Source organism: Paraconexibacter sp. AEG42_29 (assembly GCF_040581415.1).
GTDB lineage: Bacteria > Actinomycetota > Thermoleophilia > Solirubrobacterales > Solirubrobacteraceae > Paraconexibacter.
The window spans coordinates 1,296,177-1,311,696 of sequence record NZ_CP114014.1 but is presented as its reverse complement, the minus strand read 5'-3'; the positions used below and the strand labels follow the sequence as shown (position 1 = coordinate 1,311,696).

Sequence of the window (15,520 nt, the reverse complement as noted above, 5' to 3'; positions counted from 1 at the left end):
TTCCGTCCCGTCCAGTAGCCTCGCGCGCCATGCGCTCACCCAAGACCCTCGTCCTCACCGCGGCCGTCGCGGCCGCCGCCCTGGCCGCCGGCTGCGGGGAGACGACCATCGACGCGGACAAGGCCCAGAAGATCATCCGCGAGGAGGTCGCCAAACAGGTCGGGACGACGGTCAAAGAGGTGAAGTGCCCGGAGGACGAGGTCGCGAAGAAGGGCGACACCTTCACCTGCCTGGTCACGGGGGCCGACGGCACCAAGGGCGACGCGCTGGTGACGCAGAAGGACGACGAGGGCAACGTGCGCTTCAACGCCCCGTTCGTGCACACCGGCAACGGCGAGCGGCTGATCGCCGAGCGCATCGAGTCCCAGTCGTCGGCCACCGGCGTGAAGGTCGACTGCCCGGACATCGTGGTCGGCAAGCAGGGCGACACGTTCCAGTGCAAGGCGACCAGCGCCAACGACTCCGCCACGGTGCAGGTGACGCAGACCGACGCCAAGGGCGGCATCGACTTCAAGGTGCTGGCCGGCTGATGGCCCCGCTGCCGCCGCTGCCCCGGTTGCCGTTCGTCGGCGACCCGCTGCGGCGGATCCGCGTCCCGGCCGACCTGGACTCCGTCACCCACGTCGGCGCCGAGGCGGACCCGCGGGACGCCGGCATGACCCGCGATCAGGTCGAGGCCATGTGGGGTTCGGCGCGCCGCCTCTACCGCTCGGGTGTGCATCCCGCGCTGCAGCTGTGCGTGCGGCGCGACGGGCACGTCGTGCTGGACCGGGCGATCGGCCACGCCCGCGGCGGCGGACCGTCCGACGGGCCCGACGTGCCCAAGGTCCCCGTCACCACCGACACGCCGTTCGTGATCTTCTCGGCGTCGAAGGCGATCACCGCGATGGTCGTCCACCTCCTCGACGAGCGCGGCGAGCTCCACATCGGGGACCGCGTCGCGGACTACATCCCGGGCTACGGGCGCAACGGGAAGGACGCCATCACGCTCGCGCACGTGCTGAGCCACCGCGCGGGTGTGCCGAACCTGCCCGGGCATCTGATGGACATCGAGAACCTCGGCGACTGGGACCTGATCGTCGAGACGCTCTGCGACGCCCACCCCGCGTCGCGGGCCGGCAAGACGCTGGCCTACCACGCGATCTCCGGCGGCTTCATCCTCGGCGAGGTCGTGCGGCGCGTGACCGGCGACGACATCCGCACCGTCCTGCAGCGCGAGATCCTGGACCCGCTCGGCTTTCGGTTCGGCAACTACGGCGTGGCGCCCGAGGACCTGGACCTCGTCGGCCACTGCTACGCCACCGGAGCGCCGGTGGTGCCCCCGATCTCGACGGTCCTCACCCGCGCCCTGGGCAAGGCCCCGGACGCGATCGTCGAGGCGTCGAACGACCCGCGCTTCCTGTCCGGGATCGTCCCGGCGGGCAACGGCGTGGCCAGTGCCACCGAGCTGTCGCGGTTCTTCGAGCTGCTGCGCTGCGGCGGGGAGCTGGACGGCGTGCGGCTGCTGGAGCCGAGGACGATCATGCGCGCACGGTCCGAGCAGTCCTACCGCGACATCGACTTCACCCTCGGCTTCCCGACGCGGTACGGGCTCGGCTTCATGCTCGGCGCCGAGGTGCTGAGCCTGTTCGGCCCGAACACCGACCAGGCCTTCGGGCACCTCGGCTACACGAACACGATCGGCTGGGCGGACCCGCAGCGCGCGCTGTCCGCCGCGCTGGTCACGAGCGGCAAGCCGATCCTCTACCCGGAGCTGCCGGACGTGTGGGCGCTCATGCGGCGGATCGGGCGCTGCGTGCCGTTCGCGTGAGCCGATCGGAATGCGCCGGGCGCTGCGGGCGACAGCCCCCGCTCCGCGCTCTGTTCGTCAGGTTTCTGACAGCGCTGAGGTTTTCGGTTTCGGTGGCCGGGAGGGCGGGCAGCTGACGCGTACTGCGGTCGCCCATAAGGCCTGGTGATTTCCCCCGATCCGCCGGCCACGCGGCCCAGCCCCCAAGAACGCCATGGACGGCATCCGTGCCGGGTACGGGTCACTGCAAGCCCCCACTTGCAGTGACCCGTCCGGCCTTTCCCCTCCCTGACGGCGGCTCAGTTGGCCTCGTCGGCCGCTTTCTCCTCGGCACCCTCCGGCGCCGTCTCGCCCGACTGGTCGGACACGGTCTGGTCCCTCTTGTCGAAGTCCTCGGCGTCCTGGTGGTCGCGCGTCGGGGTTCCTGGCTTGTTGTCGTCCATCCCGTCCGTGTACCCGCGGACACGGCGCGGCCAACCGCGCGTGCGGCGCGTCAGCCGGCGAAGAGCGTGCGCGAGTCCGGGCCCTGGTGCTCGACGGCGAGCGCGGTGATGGCGTCGACGGTCCGACGCAGCTCGTCGACCGCCGGCTGCGCGAACTCGCCGAGCCGGCCGCGCTCGCGCTCGAACCCGAGCGCGAGCTCGCGGTAGTACAGCCGCGTCGCCAAGCCCTGCGTCTGGTTGAAGCGCGCCCACACGTCGTCCCCGTGGGTGCGGTAGTCGATGAGGATCGACCGTGCGTTGTGCAGCTTGTCCGCGAGCGACACGCGTAGCGCAGCGGGGGTCTTCGCCGGGAAGCCGTCGAGGTAGGCCTGCTTGCGGTCGAACCAGCGGCGTCCACCGCCGGCGACCTCGACGCCGTCGACCGTGTCGCTGTTGGCCAGGACGATGGCCGCGACCGCGGCGCCGAACTCGCGCTCGATGAAGGCCAGCGCCTCGCGGCCGCCGCCGTCCTCGACGACGTCGTGCAGCAGGCCGCCGATGGCCTCGTCCTCGTCCCCGTGCATCTCCAGGACCAGCGATGCGACGGCCAGCAGGTGCGCGGTGTACGGGACGGGCGTGCCCTTGCGCAGCTGCAGGCGATGGTGCTCGGTCGCGTAGTGCAGCGCCGCGTCGAAGCGGGCGGTCAGGAGCGGCGTGTCGGTGAAGGACTCGGGCACGTCCCGCCCACCCTACGGCGGCGAGCCGGACGCGCCCGCGGGCTCAGGCCGGGTACAAGGGCACGAGCACGACGCCGCAGGCGATCATGATGAGGGTCCGCTGGTAGCCGCGGGTGAGGGCGATGTACGCGAGCGCCGCGAACAGAGGCGCCGACGCGCGCGTGTAGGACCAGTGATCGCCGTAGCTCTGGGTCACCGCCACGAGGGCGAAGCCGGCGGCGCAGAGCTCGGGTACGCCGATCCGCCGGCTGAGCGCGAAGACCGCGACGGCCGCGGCGCCCGCCATGGCGGCGAGGTAGACCGGATTGGCCACCGCCAGCAGCACGAAGCGCCCGCCGGCGCCCACGTCGCGGCCGGTGACCTCCAGCTGCTGTGGGACGAACGCGAACATCCCGGAGAACTGTCCGTCCGGGGTGCTGCGTGCCGGGGTCACCCCGAGCCGGATGCTCGCGTATGCCTGCCAGGCGCCGTACACGACGATTCCCGCCGCGGCCACCATCCAGGCGCCGAGGGCCGGCCGCTCGGGTCGCAGACGCTGCGGGAGGCCGGCGAAGGAGGCGGCGCCACAGGCGACGATCGCCAGCGGGAGCACGATCATGGTCTCGCGCGTGAGCACTGCGGCCACCGTCGCGGCCGCGGCCCAGCCGTAGCGGCGGCGGTCGAGCGCGACGAACGCGCCGATCATCATCGTGGTCGCCAGCGGATCCGCGAGCCCGCGGGCCGCGCCCAGGTACATCCCGGGCAGCACGCCGAGGCAGAGCCCCCACCAGGCCGAGCGGCCGTGGGCCTGGGCGACGGTCGCCATCAGTCCGACGAGGCCGAGGACGGCCCCCCAGGCAACGAGCTGGAGCGTGTAGGGCAGGGCCGCACCCTGCCCGCCGCCGAGGAGCCAGGCCAGCGCCGGGTAGAAGATCCGCTGCGCGCGGTAGGCCTGGTCGCCTGCCAGCATGTGGAGCGTCTGCGGGTCCAGCAGGAGCGGGTCGTTGCCCAGGCGCCAGAAAAACTGCCCGTCGTAGCCCTGGCCCACGATCGGATGAGCGTCGGACGGCGGCCCAACCAGCCCCGCGAGCTCCTGCCCGAAGATCGAGAAGTCGACGACGTGGCCGTGGTAGTGGGCGAGGAACGTCAGCCACAGACCAGCGAGGCCGAGCGCGGCCACGAGGACCACGTCGCGGGGACGGGCCTGGGCGACGCGTCCGGCGATCGCGCCGGCGAGGGTCGGACGGGACGGCTGGACGGGCGGGCTTGCGATGGTGGTGGTGGCCACGGGGAATCCCTTCTACGCGGAAGTGGGGAACGGGGACGGACGGAAGACGGCCGGGCTGCGGCGAAACACGAGCCGGGTCGAGAGCAGGTAGTTCACGGGGCACGCGAGCGCGATCCCGCCGAGCTGGGCGGTGACCGCTGGGGAGCCCGCCGACACGAGCGCGTGAAGGACGCCGACGTTCGCGAGCAGGGCCACGCCCGACACCGCGGTGTAGCGGGCGGTCCGGAAGGAGACGGGCACCAGACCGTGGCGGAAGGTGACGCGCAGGTGCAGGCGGCTGTTGCAGGCGCACGCGAGGATGAAGGCGGCGGCGCTCGCCAGCACCGCGGAGCCCCCGAGAGCGTGGACCGCGACGAAGGCAGCGAGGTTCACGGCCGCCCCGGCGACGCCGACGAGCACGAAGCGCAGGGGCTGCAGCCGGGGCGTCACGCGGCCTCCCTCAGGACGGAGCGGCGCAGCGACGGCACGGCCCGCAGGGCCTCGAAGGCGATGTGCCCGGACATCTTGGAGGTCCCCGCCGCCCGGTCGGTGAACCGGATCGGGACCTCGACGACGGAGAACCCGGCCGCGACCGCCCGGAACGTCAGCTCGATCTGGAACCCGTACCCGCTGGTCCGCACGAGGTCGAGGTCGATCGCCTCGAGCACCTCGCGACGCCAGCACTTGAAGCCGCCGGTTAGGTCGCGGACGTCGATGTCCAGGACCCGCCGGGCGTAGAGCGACCCGCCGCGGGACAGCGCATGGCGGCGCAGGGGCCAGTTCACGACGCTGCCGCCGGCGACCCAGCGGCTGCCGATCGCGACGTCGCCGGTCTGCGTCGCGGCGACCAGCCGCGGGACCGCGCCGGGGTCGTGTGAGAAGTCGCAGTCCATCTGCACGATGAGGTCGGCTCCAGTCGCGAGCGCGCGCCGGAACCCGGCGACGTACGCCGGGCCGAGGCCTTCCTTGCGGGTCCGGCGCAGGACCTCGACGCCGCCATGCCGGGCGCCGTAGCCCGCGGCGAGGTCGGCGGTGCCGTCCGGTGAGCCGTCGTCGATGACCAGGACCGAGGCGTCCGGCCCGAGGGCGTGCGCGAGGCCCGCGAGCATCGGCTCGATGTTCGCGGCCTCGTCGTAGGTCGGCAGGCAGACGATGACCCGCCCTGCGTCGGTCGTCGCTGCGGTGCGGGCGGAGCAGCCCGGTGCTAGGGACATGATCGTGGAGGCTCCTGCTCGAAGGCGCTCGTCAGGGCGCGACGGGGTCGGTGAACGTGATGGCGAGCTGCGCGCTGTAGGCGTGGGGCGCCTCTCCCGAAGGGTTGATCCAAGCCTGGAAGAAGACCGGCGCCTCCAGCGCGGTGGCGCCGACGACGTCGAAGTGCGCGAGGCCTCGGTCATCCGTGACGGCCGTGACCGGCGACTGGCCCACCGGGCTGCCGTTGATCCGCGTCTCCCCACCGAGGATCCCGTCCTGCGTGTAGACCACCTGCCCCAGCGAGACACGCACGCCGGCGCGGCGCTGCGCCGCGCCGAGGCGGTTCCGCAGCTGGACCTTCACCGGCACGTGCTGCCCGACCGCGACGGGGGCGTTGATCGTCGACGGCACCATGCTGAGACGGTCCGCGTTCGCCGGGATGCCGACCGAGGTCGACAGCGCGTCCGGGCGGCGCGAGAACGCGGTCACGACCCAGCCGCCTTCGATGGCGGGCATCGACTGCTGATTGGGCGCGGCGAGCGTCACCGTCGCCTCGCCGTGGGCGGGCACGAGCGCCGAGCCCTTCGGTCGCCAGGCCCGCGTGAGGTACTGCCCGGCCATGATCGAGAAGACGGGCGTCACCGCCGCTCCCGTGTTGTTGTGGACCTTGACGGTGATCTGGCGGACCGACTGCTGCTGCCCGGTCGTCTGCATCCCCACGATGCGCATCTCGAGCGGCTGCGGTGAGGCGAGCGCGACGGTGACGAGGCCCGCGAAGGCGACGCACCCGGCGGCGACGGCGACCTTCGCCGCACCGCGGCGGCGGCCCAGCGTCGCCGCGGCCGGGGCCGAGCGGACCGTGACGCCGGCGACGAATGCCGCCGGGAGCAGGTCGATGAGGTAGCTGGCGTACGAGCGCGTGGACCAGAAGAAGACGATCGCGGTGAGCGGGATCAGCGCGGGTTTCAGGCGCCGGTAGCCGACGGTGAACACGAGCAGCATCAGCGGGACTGCCGCGAGGCCAGTCAATTTGAAGACCACCAGTTGGCCGCCGAGCCGCTGGAACAGCGCCAGGGTGATCAGGCCCTGGCCCGCGGGGACCGTGGGCTCGACGAACGGAACCAGCATGCCGTGCAGGAACGCGCCCGGGTCCCAGACGACGAACGGGGCGTTGACGACCGCGAACACGCCGACGACGACGACGAGGTAGCGCGCCGGAAGCCGCCACCACCCGCGGGGTACCGGGCGGTGCTGCGCCTCGAACGCCAGCGCGACCAGCAGGAACGGCAGCACGAACCACGGGGTCTGCTTGATGCACATCGCGAGCGCGAGTGCGACCGGCCCGAGCCAGCGCGCGGCCGACCGCTCGGCCGGGTCGCCGAAGCGATCCCAGCGCCACAGCGCCAGCAGCAGAAACGGCATGAAGGTCACGTCGGTCACCCCGCCGACCGCGAAGTCGACGTAGTTGGTGAGCGTGCCGAGGACGAGGGCCGCCCAGCGCAGGCGCGCCGGCAGCAGGACGAAGAGCAGGACGATCGTGGCGGTCCAGGCCGCGATGTTGACCACGAACGCGGTCTGCATCCCGGCGCCGAGCAGCAGCGCCGGCACGTAGACGAGGAACGACAGCGCGGGGTAGCTGAGCTGGTCTACCTGCCCCCCGTCGAGCAACCACGTGTGGTACTGCTCGGGGACCATGAAGCGGTCCAGGCTCGAGGCCAGGGACGCGGTGTACGGGTTCGTCCCGTCGACGAGCAGCTCGGCCGCCCGCTGGTTGAACGCCATCGCGTCGGTCCCGTAGGCCGGGTTGGCCGTGATCATCAGCAGCGCGAACACGGCGAAGCCGGCCGCCCACAGTCCGAGCAGCGCCGCCCGGGCGACCGTGGCCGCACGCCCCTCCAGCGTCCAGGCGGCGACGCAGCCCGCAAGGCCCGCAAGGGTCATGGCGCAGGCCAGCCCGTTGACCGGCCCGTAGAGCGCGGAGCCGGCCCACATCCGCAGTCCCCAGAAGACGACCGTCAGCGAGGCCAGCGTCCAGCCGACCGGCTCGGCGAGGTCGAGCGCGGCGTCCTTGCGCGACGGCTGGCGGACCGGGACGACGGGGTCCGGCAGCAGCTGTTCGAGGTGGGTCGGGGGTGCAGCGGTGGTGGCCATGGGATCCCAGGGGAAGACGGGCGCGGGCGCGCCCGGGGACGGACGGGGAACGGATGCGGGGTGCGACGGGCGGGTGCGACGGAGGCGCGGGCGCTCGGCGGCCGGGGCCACCGTCGCCCGCGCCGGCTCAGGCGGTCGGGGTGACGACGACGAGCGCGACCGGGCGGACCATGCGCACGACGAGCCGGCCGTTCTCGCGCTTGAACGCCGTCCGCACGTAGCGGCCCTTGGCGGCGTCGTACCGGAGTACAAAGGCGCGCTTCCCGAGCTTGCCGGCGGACAGGCTGATCTTCACGGCACGCTTGAGCCGCGTGCCCGACCCGCCGTTCACGCCCGTCTGCGAGACGGCGACGCCGGTGACGGTGCGAACCCTCCGGAAGCCCGACTTGCGCACGGCGGCGGCGAGGGTCGAGAGCTTCGGCGCGACGATCCTGAACTGGACCGGTGAGCCGGAGGCCCCCGCCGGGACGCTGACGTTCACTCGCACGTTGCCCCAGCCGGCGGACAGCGTGCCGCCGCCGCCGCCGACGGTCTTGGCGGTCATGACCTGCTGGTAGCCGCCGGGGGCGTCGGTCGGCTGCGGCGCCTCGGGTCCGTATGCAGCCTGGGCAGAGCCCACCAGGGCCAGGGCGGCGGCGGCGGAGGAGAGGGTGATGATCTTGGTCTTCACGAGGTCTTTCTGTTCGGAGACGGCTGCGCGCGGCAGCGGGAGAAGGCGGCTGATCCTGGGCGACGGGGCCGGATTGCTCGGCCCCGTATTCGGCACCGGCGCGGGAAGGTTGAGCAGGATCGCGGCGCGCCTGCGGTGGTCGTCTACGCTCACGCCGTGCGCGGAGCGAGGGGGACCGGCCGGTGACACGGCGTTTCGGGGCGCTGCGCCGCGGCCTGCTGCTCGCGGTGGCGGTCACGGCGGCTCTGCTGACCGTCGGCCTGTCGGCGGTCGGTGCGTTCGCCCCGACCGAGCGGTCCAGCGTCGACGCCCGGCTACGGCTCGCCGGGCTCGCGCAGGCACCCGACGACATCGTGATCGTCGCCATCGACGCACGGTCGCTGGACAAGCTCAACCGGTTCCCGCTGCCGCGGCGGTTCCACGCGCAGGTGATCGACCGGCTGCGCCGCGCGGGCGCGCGGGCGATCGCGTACGACGTGCAGTTCACGGACGCGTCCGGCAGCCCGGCCGACGACGAGCGGCTCTACTTCGCGGTCCAGGATGCGTCCCGCGTCGTCCTGGCGACCACCGAGGTCGACGAGCAGGGCAACACCAAGATCTTCGGGGCGGACCCACGCCTGCTCAGGGAGTCCGGCGCGCGCGGGGCGAGCACCAACATCATCAAGGACGACGACGGGGTGATCCGTCGCTGGAACTACGCGGTCGACGGGCTCACCACGCTGCCGGTCGCGCTGCAGGAGGTGGTCGGCGGCACGCCGATCGCGCCGGCGACGCTCGGCTCGGACCGCTTCTACGTCGACTACCGCAGGCCCGGCAGCTTCCGGACGGTGTCGTTCTTCGATGTGCGGGCGGGCGCCATCGCGGGGACCACGCTCACGGAGACGTTCAAGGACAAGGTCGTCTTCGTCGGCGCGACGGCGCCGAGCCTGAACGACGTGCATGCCGTCTCGGCGGGTGGCGGTCAGATGCCGGGCGTGGAGGTGCTCGCCAACGCGTTCGACACGGTCCGCCGCGACGCACCGCTGCGCGCCGTCCCCGGCTGGGTCGGGACCCTGCTCGCGGTCGCGCTGGCGTTCGTGGGGCCGTTCATCAACCTGCGCTTCGGGCCGCTGCGCGCGTTCGCGCTGACCATCGTCACGGCCGGTGCCTACGCCGGGCTGACGCAGCTCGCGTTCGGCTGGGGCCGGGTGCTGCCCGCGGTGGCGCCGCTCGCCGCCATCGGGCTGAGCGCCGTCGGCTCGATCGTCGTCCACTACATCACCGAGGCGTTCGAGCGCCAGCGGGTCCGCGACGTCTTCGGCCGCTTCGTCTCCGACAGCATTGCCCGGAAGGTCATGGAGGACGGCGACGGCGACGTGCGCCTGGCCAGCGACCGCATCGAGTGCACGGTGATGTTCTCCGACCTGCGCGGGTTCACGACCTACTCGGAGTCGCATTCGCCCGAGGAGGTCGTGACGGTCGTCAACGCCTACCTGTCGGAGATGAGCGCCGCGATCCTGGACCACGGCGGGACGCTGACCGCCTATCTGGGCGACGGCATCATGGCCCTCTTCGGCGCGCCCTACACGCAGGACGACCACGCCGAGCTCGCGCTCGCCGCGTCACGGGAGATGCTCGTGCGGATCCGGCACTTCAACGACTGGATGCAGGAGACGGGGCGCGGCGAGGGCTTCCGCATGGGGATCGGGCTGAACAGCGGCCCCGTGATGGTGGGGACGGTCGGGTCCGAGCGCCGCCTGGAGTACACGGGGATCGGGGACGCCGTCAACATCGCGGCCCGGATCGAGGGGATGACGAAGGACGTGCGCCGTCAGCTCCTGGTGTGCGAGACCACGAAGCAGCGGCTGCAGCGCAACCATCCCGACCTGGTGTTCGTCGAGGAGCGCCCGGTGCGCGGACGCGCCGCGACGGTGCGGCTGTGGGGCCTGGAGGCGGACGCGCCGCTCGCGGCGCCTATATCCCCCGCCGCGCCTTCTCCTTCGCCGTGATCGTCCCGAAGGGCGCGAAGTAGCTGCCGAAGCTGCCGGCCTCGGACGGGCGCCTTCCCGGCTTGTACTTCACGGTGACGGTCTTGCGGTTCACGAAGTCGCGGGTGGCGACGCGGCCCTGGCGGACGACGACCCCGGTGCCCTCGCAGTAGTCGGTGACGACCCAGATGGTCCCGCGGACCGTGGCCGACGCGTAGCGGCCGCGGGTGCGGAAGTTGCCCTTGCCGGACCCGAACAGCCCGCGGACCTTGCGGCGCTTGGCCTTCTTCTTCTTGGCGGCGCGGGTCTGCGCGGTGCTGCGGAGCGCGGCACGGCCCCGCTTTGCGCAGATGCTCGGCGAGCCCCCGTGGAGCAGCAGCTCGGTCGCGCCGTCCGGGGTCTTGAGGTTGAGCTTGAAGCGGCCCCCGGTGAACTCGGCGACGTTCAGCGTCGTCCCGTCCTTGTTGACTGAGGTCAGCTTCACGCGGCCGTTCGTCGCGTCGACGACGGTGCCGTCCTCGATCTTGATGCCGCCCGTGAACGGGACGAACTGTCCGTTGCTGCCCTGAACGGCGACCTTGCCGTCGACGGCGTTGAGGTTCGCGTCCCGCGAGTACACCGGCGGCGACACCGCGGCCCCGGAGGAGGTGGTGTCGCTGCCGTCGGGGTTGACGGGGTCGGATGGCTTGGTCGGACGCTGCGTCGGCTCCGATGGGCCTGGCGGCAGCGGCTCGAGGGTGCCGCCGGGCGAAGTCGTCGTGGTCGGGGGCGTCGTGGTCGTGGTGGTCGGCGAGGTCGTTGTCGGAGTCGTGGTGGGTGTCGTCGGCGTCGTGGGGGTGGTCGGAGTGACAGGAGGGTCGACGGCCGGCCGCGAGACGTTCTCGCAGTCGCCGTTCACGGTGTCGACCTCCGCGGCATCGGCGGCGACGGTGTCGCTGCCGTCACCGCAGCTCGCCGTGTCAGGCGCCGCGTCGCGGATGTCGATCGTGTCGTCCCCGGCGAGCCCGGTGATCGTGTTCGTGCCGTTCGACCCGGTCAGGATGTCGGCGAACGCCGTTCCCTCGAGGTTCTCGACGTCCGTGGGCAGGCTTTCACCCACAGGCCCGCTCCCCCCGAGGGTGGCGGTGACCGGGCCGGCGCCGTTCCTGTAGGTGATGGTGTCGTTGCCGTCGCCGCCGTCGTAGTCGTCCGTCCCCGTGCCGCCCTCGAGGATGTCGTCCCCGTCGTCCCCGTTCAGTTGGTCGGCACCCGTTCCCCCGTCGACCGTGTCGTTGCCGTCGCTGCCCTCCAGGAGGTCGTCGCCCGGTCCACCCACGACGGTGTCGGTGCCGCCGGCGCCCTCGATGGCGTCCGCGCCGTCACCCCCCGTCAGCTGGTCGGCGTTGGGGCCCCCGACCAGCGAGTCGTTCTCGGTCCCGCCGTCGGCGATCACGAAGAAGGTCGACCGCACGGTGCCGGTCGTCGCCACGTTCACGGCGTCATCGAGGTTGCCGGTGTTGACGACGAGCCGCTTGCCCGTCGCGGGGCAGGTGACGGCATCGCCGGCGGCCGTGCATGCGGCGGGGAAGGCGGTCCGGGTCCCGCCGGTCGCCGTGATCCTGATGGTCGAGGACAGCGAGCTGGTGAAGAGGACATTGACCACATTCGCCTCGTTCGGCGCGGCGGTGAACGTGTAGCCGAAGCTGAAGGCCCCGCCCGTGTCGGTTCCGGTGATCTCGTACGCGTCCGCCGTGACCGGCGTCATAGCGGTGGCCAGCAGCGCGGCCGGTAGGGCTAGCCCGCGCGCCACCCTGCGTCCCCTTCGGCTTGGTCGTGCGCCCATCCCGGCCTCGATCCCCATGCGCTTAACACCCCTGTCCTCGGGTGAAGGTATCGCCGGGACGGTCGCAATGCGACGAATGACGCAGATGGCGCCGTTCACGGGTCGCCGTAGTCCGGTTACCCGCATACAAATTTATATATGGGTAATATGAACGTCAGTGGCCGCTCGAGCACTCCCCGACTCCGCCGGATCGCCCCGCCGCCTGCCGCGCGCCGAGCGCGAGCAGCAGATGCTCGACGTCGCGCAAGCGCTGTTCGCGCAGCACGGCTACGGCGCGGTGACGATGGACGAGGTCGCGGCGGCGGTCGGCGTCACGAAGCCGCTGCTCTACAACTACTTCGGCAACAAGGAACGCCTCTACCTGGCGTGCCTGGGCCGGACCGCGGACGGACTCATCGCCACGCTGACGACCGCGTTCGCCGGCGCCCACGACCCCGGCCAGGGACTGCGCGAGGCCCTGCGCGCGTTCTTCGCGTTCGTCGAGAGCGACCGCGCCTCCTGGCAGGTGCTCTACGACGAGACGCTGCCCGCCGGCGGCCAGATCGCAGAGCACATCGCCGCCTACCGCGCGAAGGCGACCGCCCTCGTCGGCGAGGCGCTGCGCCACCTCGATCCCGCGCCGGACCCGGTCCTGCTGCCGGGCATGGCCCACGCGCTGCTCGGTGCCGTCGAGTCGCTCTCCCGCTGGTGGCTGCGCGACGGCGCCGGCGACCTCAGCGCGGCGGACACCGCCGACGCGTTCATCGCGCTGGTCCGCCCGGGCCTCGCGCGCCCCCACACCGTCCTTCTCCCGACCCCCTCCACGACAGGACCTGACCGACCATGATCACGAACCTGCGCAAGGTCGCCGTCGTCGGCGGCAACCGCATCCCGTTCGCGCGCTCCAACAGCGCCTACGCGACCGCATCGAACCAGGACATGCTGACCGCGGCCCTCGACGGGCTCGTCGCCCGCTTCGGCCTCGAGGGCGAGCGCCTCGGCGAGGTCGTCGCCGGCGCCGTCCTCAAGCACAGCAAGGACTTCAACCTCACGCGCGAGACCGTCATGTCGACGCGCCTCTCCGCCGAGACGCCGGCCTACGACATCCAGCAGGCCTGCGGGACCGGGCTGGAGGCCGCGATCCTCGTCGCCAACAAGATCGCCCTCGGGCAGATCGACTCCGGCATCGCCGGCGGCGTCGACACCACGAGCGACGCGCCGCTGGCCGTCGGCGACGACCTGCGCCGGCTGCTCATCAAGCTCAACAGCGCCCGCTCCACGCAGGACCGCCTGAAGCTGCTGACCGCGGTGCGCCCGGGCATGATCGTCCCCGCGATCCCGCGCAACGAGGAGCCCCGCACCGGCCTCTCGATGGGCGAGCACCAGGCTCGCACCGGTGCCCGCTGGGGCGTCACCCGTGCCGAGCAGGACGAGCTGACCGCGCGCTCGCACGCGAACCTCGCCGCCGCCTACGAGCGCGGTTTCCAGGACGACCTCATCACGCCGTTCCTGGGCCTGGAGCGCGACCAGAACCTGCGCCCGGATTCGTCCGTCGAGAAGCTCGCGAAGCTGAAGCCCGTCTTCGGCGGGCCGGACGGGACGATGACCGCCGGCAACTCGACGCCGCTGTCGGACGGCGCCGCCGCGGTGCTGCTGGCGAGCGACGACTGGGCCGCGGAGCGCGGCCTGCCGGTGCTCGCGCACTTCGTCACCGGCGAGACGGCGGCGGTCGACTACGTCGGCGGCGACGAGGGCCTCCTGATGGCCCCCGCCTACGCCGTCCCGCGGATGCTCGAGCGCGTCGGCCTCTCGCTGCAGGACTTCGACATCTACGAGATCCACGAGGCGTTCGCCTCGCAGGTCCTGTCCACGCTGAAGGCGTGGGAGGACGCGGTCTTCTGCAAGGAGCAGCTCGGGCTGAAGAAGGCGCTCGGCGCCATCGACCGCTCGAAGCTCAACGTCAACGGCAGCTCGCTCGCCGCCGGCCATCCGTTCGCCGCCACCGGCGGCCGGATCGTCGCCGGCGCGGCGAAGGAGCTGCACGCCCGTGGCGGCGGCCGCGCGCTGATCTCGGTCTGCGCCGCCGGCGGCCAGGGCGTCGTCGCCATCCTCGAGAAGTAGAAGGAGCTCACACCATGCCCGACACCTACACCAAGCTCGCCAACAACCCGATCGGCAAGTTCATCACCGGCCAGGTCGGCCTGCCGCGCCCGACGATCCTGGAGCGCTACTCGCCCGGGGACGCGACGGTCGGCGGCCGCCTGCTGCTGGGCGCCGCGCCCGGCGGCCGCCTGGCCGGCCCGATCGCCGAGGTCCTCGCGGCGCTCGGCGTGGACGTCGCCACCGCGCTGCGCGACGACCTGCGGACCGCTGCCGCCGACGCCGGCCTCGACGCCGGTGTCTTCAACGGCGAGGTCCCCGGCGACGCGCGCTTCAAGGCGCTCGTCTTCGACGCGACCGGCATCACCGACTCCGCGCAGCTGCGCGAGGTGCACGCGTTCTTCCACCCCGTCGCCCGGCGTGTGCAGTCGTGCGGCCGCGTCGTCGTCCTCGGCACCGCGCCCGAGGACTGCGAGGACCCGCGCCACGCCACCGCCCAGCGTGCGCTGGAGGGCTTCACACGGTCGTTCGGCAAGGAGGTCGGCGGCGGCTCCACCGTGCAGCTGGTCTACGTCGCCCCTGGCGCCGAGACGCAGCTGGCGTCGACGCTGCGCTTCCTGCTGTCCGCCCGCAGCGCTTACGTCTCCGGGCAGGTCGTCCGGATCGGGAAGGCGACCGGCAAGCCGCCCGTGGTCGACCCGCACCAGCCGCTGGCCGGCAAGGTCGCGCTGGTGACCGGCGCCTCCCGCGGGATCGGCGCGGCGATCGCGTCCGTCCTGGCCCGGGACGGCGCGCACGTCGTCGGCCTCGACATCCCGCCGCTGGCGGACGACCTCGCAGCCGTGACGAGCGCCCTGGGTGGCTCGTCGCTCACCGCCGACATCACCGCCGAGGACGCACCGCAGCTGATCGCGGCCCGCCTGATGGAGGCGCACGGCGGCGTCGACATTGTCGTCCACAACGCCGGCATTACGCAGGACCGCACGCTCGCGCGCATGAAGCCCGAGCGCTGGGACCGCGTCCTGGACATCAACCTCTCGAGCGAGGAGCGGATCAACGACGTCCTGCTCGCGGACGGCGTCCTGAAGGCCGGCGCCCGCGTGATCTGTGTCTCCTCGATCGCCGGTATCGCGGGCAACAACGGGCAGACGAACTACGGCACGTCGAAGGCGGGCGTGGCCGGCATGGTCACCGCCCTCGCGCCGGTGCTCGCCAAGAAGAAGATCACGATCAACGCTGTCGCCCCCGGGTTCATCGAGACCCAGATGACGGCCGCCGTCCCGATCGCGATCCGCGAGGCCGGCCGGCGCATGAACTCGATGTCCCAGGGCGGCCTGCCGGTGGACGTCGCCGAGGCGATCGCCTGGTTCGCGGCGCCCGACTCGACCGGCCTGAACGGCAACGTCGTCCGCGTCTGCGGCCAGTCGCTGCTGGGGGCGTGAG

The 15,520-nt window shown here is 72.4% G+C and carries 14 protein-coding genes; 6 read left to right on the top strand and 8 right to left on the bottom strand.

Annotation, left to right across the window (positions count from 1 at the left end):
- Positions 1-29 precede the first annotated feature (29 nt).
- Positions 30-530 (top strand): DUF4333 domain-containing protein, encoded by a 501-nt coding sequence (locus tag DSM112329_RS06335; protein WP_354700971.1) that lies wholly within the window; start codon positions 30-32, stop codon positions 528-530.
- Positions 530-1,810: a serine hydrolase domain-containing protein gene (locus tag DSM112329_RS06330; protein ID WP_354700970.1), complete on the top strand. Its 1,281-nt coding sequence runs from the start codon at positions 530-532 to the stop codon at positions 1,808-1,810. The genes DSM112329_RS06335 and DSM112329_RS06330 overlap by 1 nt, the downstream gene beginning before the upstream one ends.
- Before the next feature lie 278 nt (positions 1,811-2,088).
- On the opposite strand, the gene DSM112329_RS06325 is transcribed toward DSM112329_RS06330, so the two are convergent.
- The 7 genes from DSM112329_RS06325 to DSM112329_RS06295 all read right to left on the bottom strand — a co-directional run bounded on the left by DSM112329_RS06325 (position 2,089) and on the right by DSM112329_RS06295 (position 8,209).
- Positions 2,089-2,232 carry a hypothetical protein gene (locus tag DSM112329_RS06325; protein WP_354700969.1) on the bottom strand — a complete coding sequence of 48 codons (144 nt, stop codon included), beginning with the start codon at positions 2,230-2,232 and terminating at the stop codon, positions 2,089-2,091.
- 50 nt (positions 2,233-2,282) lie between these two features.
- Entirely contained in the window at positions 2,283-2,948 is a 666-nt protein-coding gene (locus DSM112329_RS06320) for an HD domain-containing protein (RefSeq protein ID WP_354700968.1), read from the bottom strand.
- Between the two features lie 43 nt (positions 2,949-2,991).
- Positions 2,992-4,215 (bottom strand): AZOBR_p60025 family cell surface glycopolymer formation protein, encoded by a 1,224-nt coding sequence (locus DSM112329_RS06315; protein WP_354700967.1) that lies wholly within the window; start codon positions 4,213-4,215, stop codon positions 2,992-2,994.
- A gap of 12 nt (positions 4,216-4,227) precedes the next feature.
- Positions 4,228-4,644, bottom strand: a complete 417-nt coding sequence (locus tag DSM112329_RS06310) for a GtrA family protein (RefSeq protein WP_354700966.1) — start codon at positions 4,642-4,644, stop codon at positions 4,228-4,230.
- Positions 4,641-5,408 carry a polyprenol monophosphomannose synthase gene (locus DSM112329_RS06305; RefSeq protein WP_354700965.1) on the bottom strand — a complete coding sequence of 256 codons (768 nt, stop codon included), beginning with the start codon at positions 5,406-5,408 and terminating at the stop codon, positions 4,641-4,643. The genes DSM112329_RS06310 and DSM112329_RS06305 overlap by 4 nt, the downstream gene beginning before the upstream one ends.
- A 31-nt stretch (positions 5,409-5,439) precedes the next feature.
- On the bottom strand, positions 5,440-7,539 hold the full coding sequence (locus DSM112329_RS06300) for a hypothetical protein (protein ID WP_354700964.1): 2,100 nt from the start codon (positions 7,537-7,539) through the stop codon (positions 5,440-5,442).
- Positions 7,540-7,666: 127 nt separating this feature from the next.
- Entirely contained in the window at positions 7,667-8,209 is a 543-nt protein-coding gene (locus DSM112329_RS06295) for a hypothetical protein (protein WP_354700963.1), read from the bottom strand.
- Between the two features lie 182 nt (positions 8,210-8,391).
- On the opposite strand from DSM112329_RS06295, the gene DSM112329_RS06290 reads away from it, so the two are divergent.
- Entirely contained in the window at positions 8,392-10,197 is a 1,806-nt protein-coding gene (locus tag DSM112329_RS06290) for an adenylate/guanylate cyclase domain-containing protein (RefSeq protein WP_354700962.1), read from the top strand.
- Here the strand turns inward: DSM112329_RS06290 and DSM112329_RS06285 are convergent.
- Complete coding sequence (locus tag DSM112329_RS06285; protein WP_354700961.1) at positions 10,163-11,920, bottom strand: hypothetical protein; 1,758 nt, start codon at positions 11,918-11,920, stop codon at positions 10,163-10,165. The two genes, DSM112329_RS06290 and DSM112329_RS06285, sit on opposite strands and share 35 nt — an antisense overlap.
- A gap of 235 nt (positions 11,921-12,155) precedes the next feature.
- On the opposite strand from DSM112329_RS06285, the gene DSM112329_RS06280 reads away from it, so the two are divergent.
- The 3 genes from DSM112329_RS06280 to DSM112329_RS06270 are packed head-to-tail and all read left to right on the top strand — an operon-like array spanning position 12,156 to position 15,519.
- Entirely contained in the window at positions 12,156-12,824 is a 669-nt protein-coding gene (locus DSM112329_RS06280) for a TetR/AcrR family transcriptional regulator (RefSeq protein WP_354700960.1), read from the top strand.
- Positions 12,821-14,098, top strand: a complete 1,278-nt coding sequence (locus DSM112329_RS06275; protein WP_354700959.1) for an acetyl-CoA C-acetyltransferase — start codon at positions 12,821-12,823, stop codon at positions 14,096-14,098. The genes DSM112329_RS06280 and DSM112329_RS06275 overlap by 4 nt, the downstream gene beginning before the upstream one ends.
- A gap of 14 nt (positions 14,099-14,112) precedes the next feature.
- Positions 14,113-15,519, top strand: a complete 1,407-nt coding sequence (locus DSM112329_RS06270) for a 3-oxoacyl-ACP reductase (protein WP_354700958.1) — start codon at positions 14,113-14,115, stop codon at positions 15,517-15,519.
- The last annotated feature ends 1 nt before the right edge of the window (position 15,520 follow it).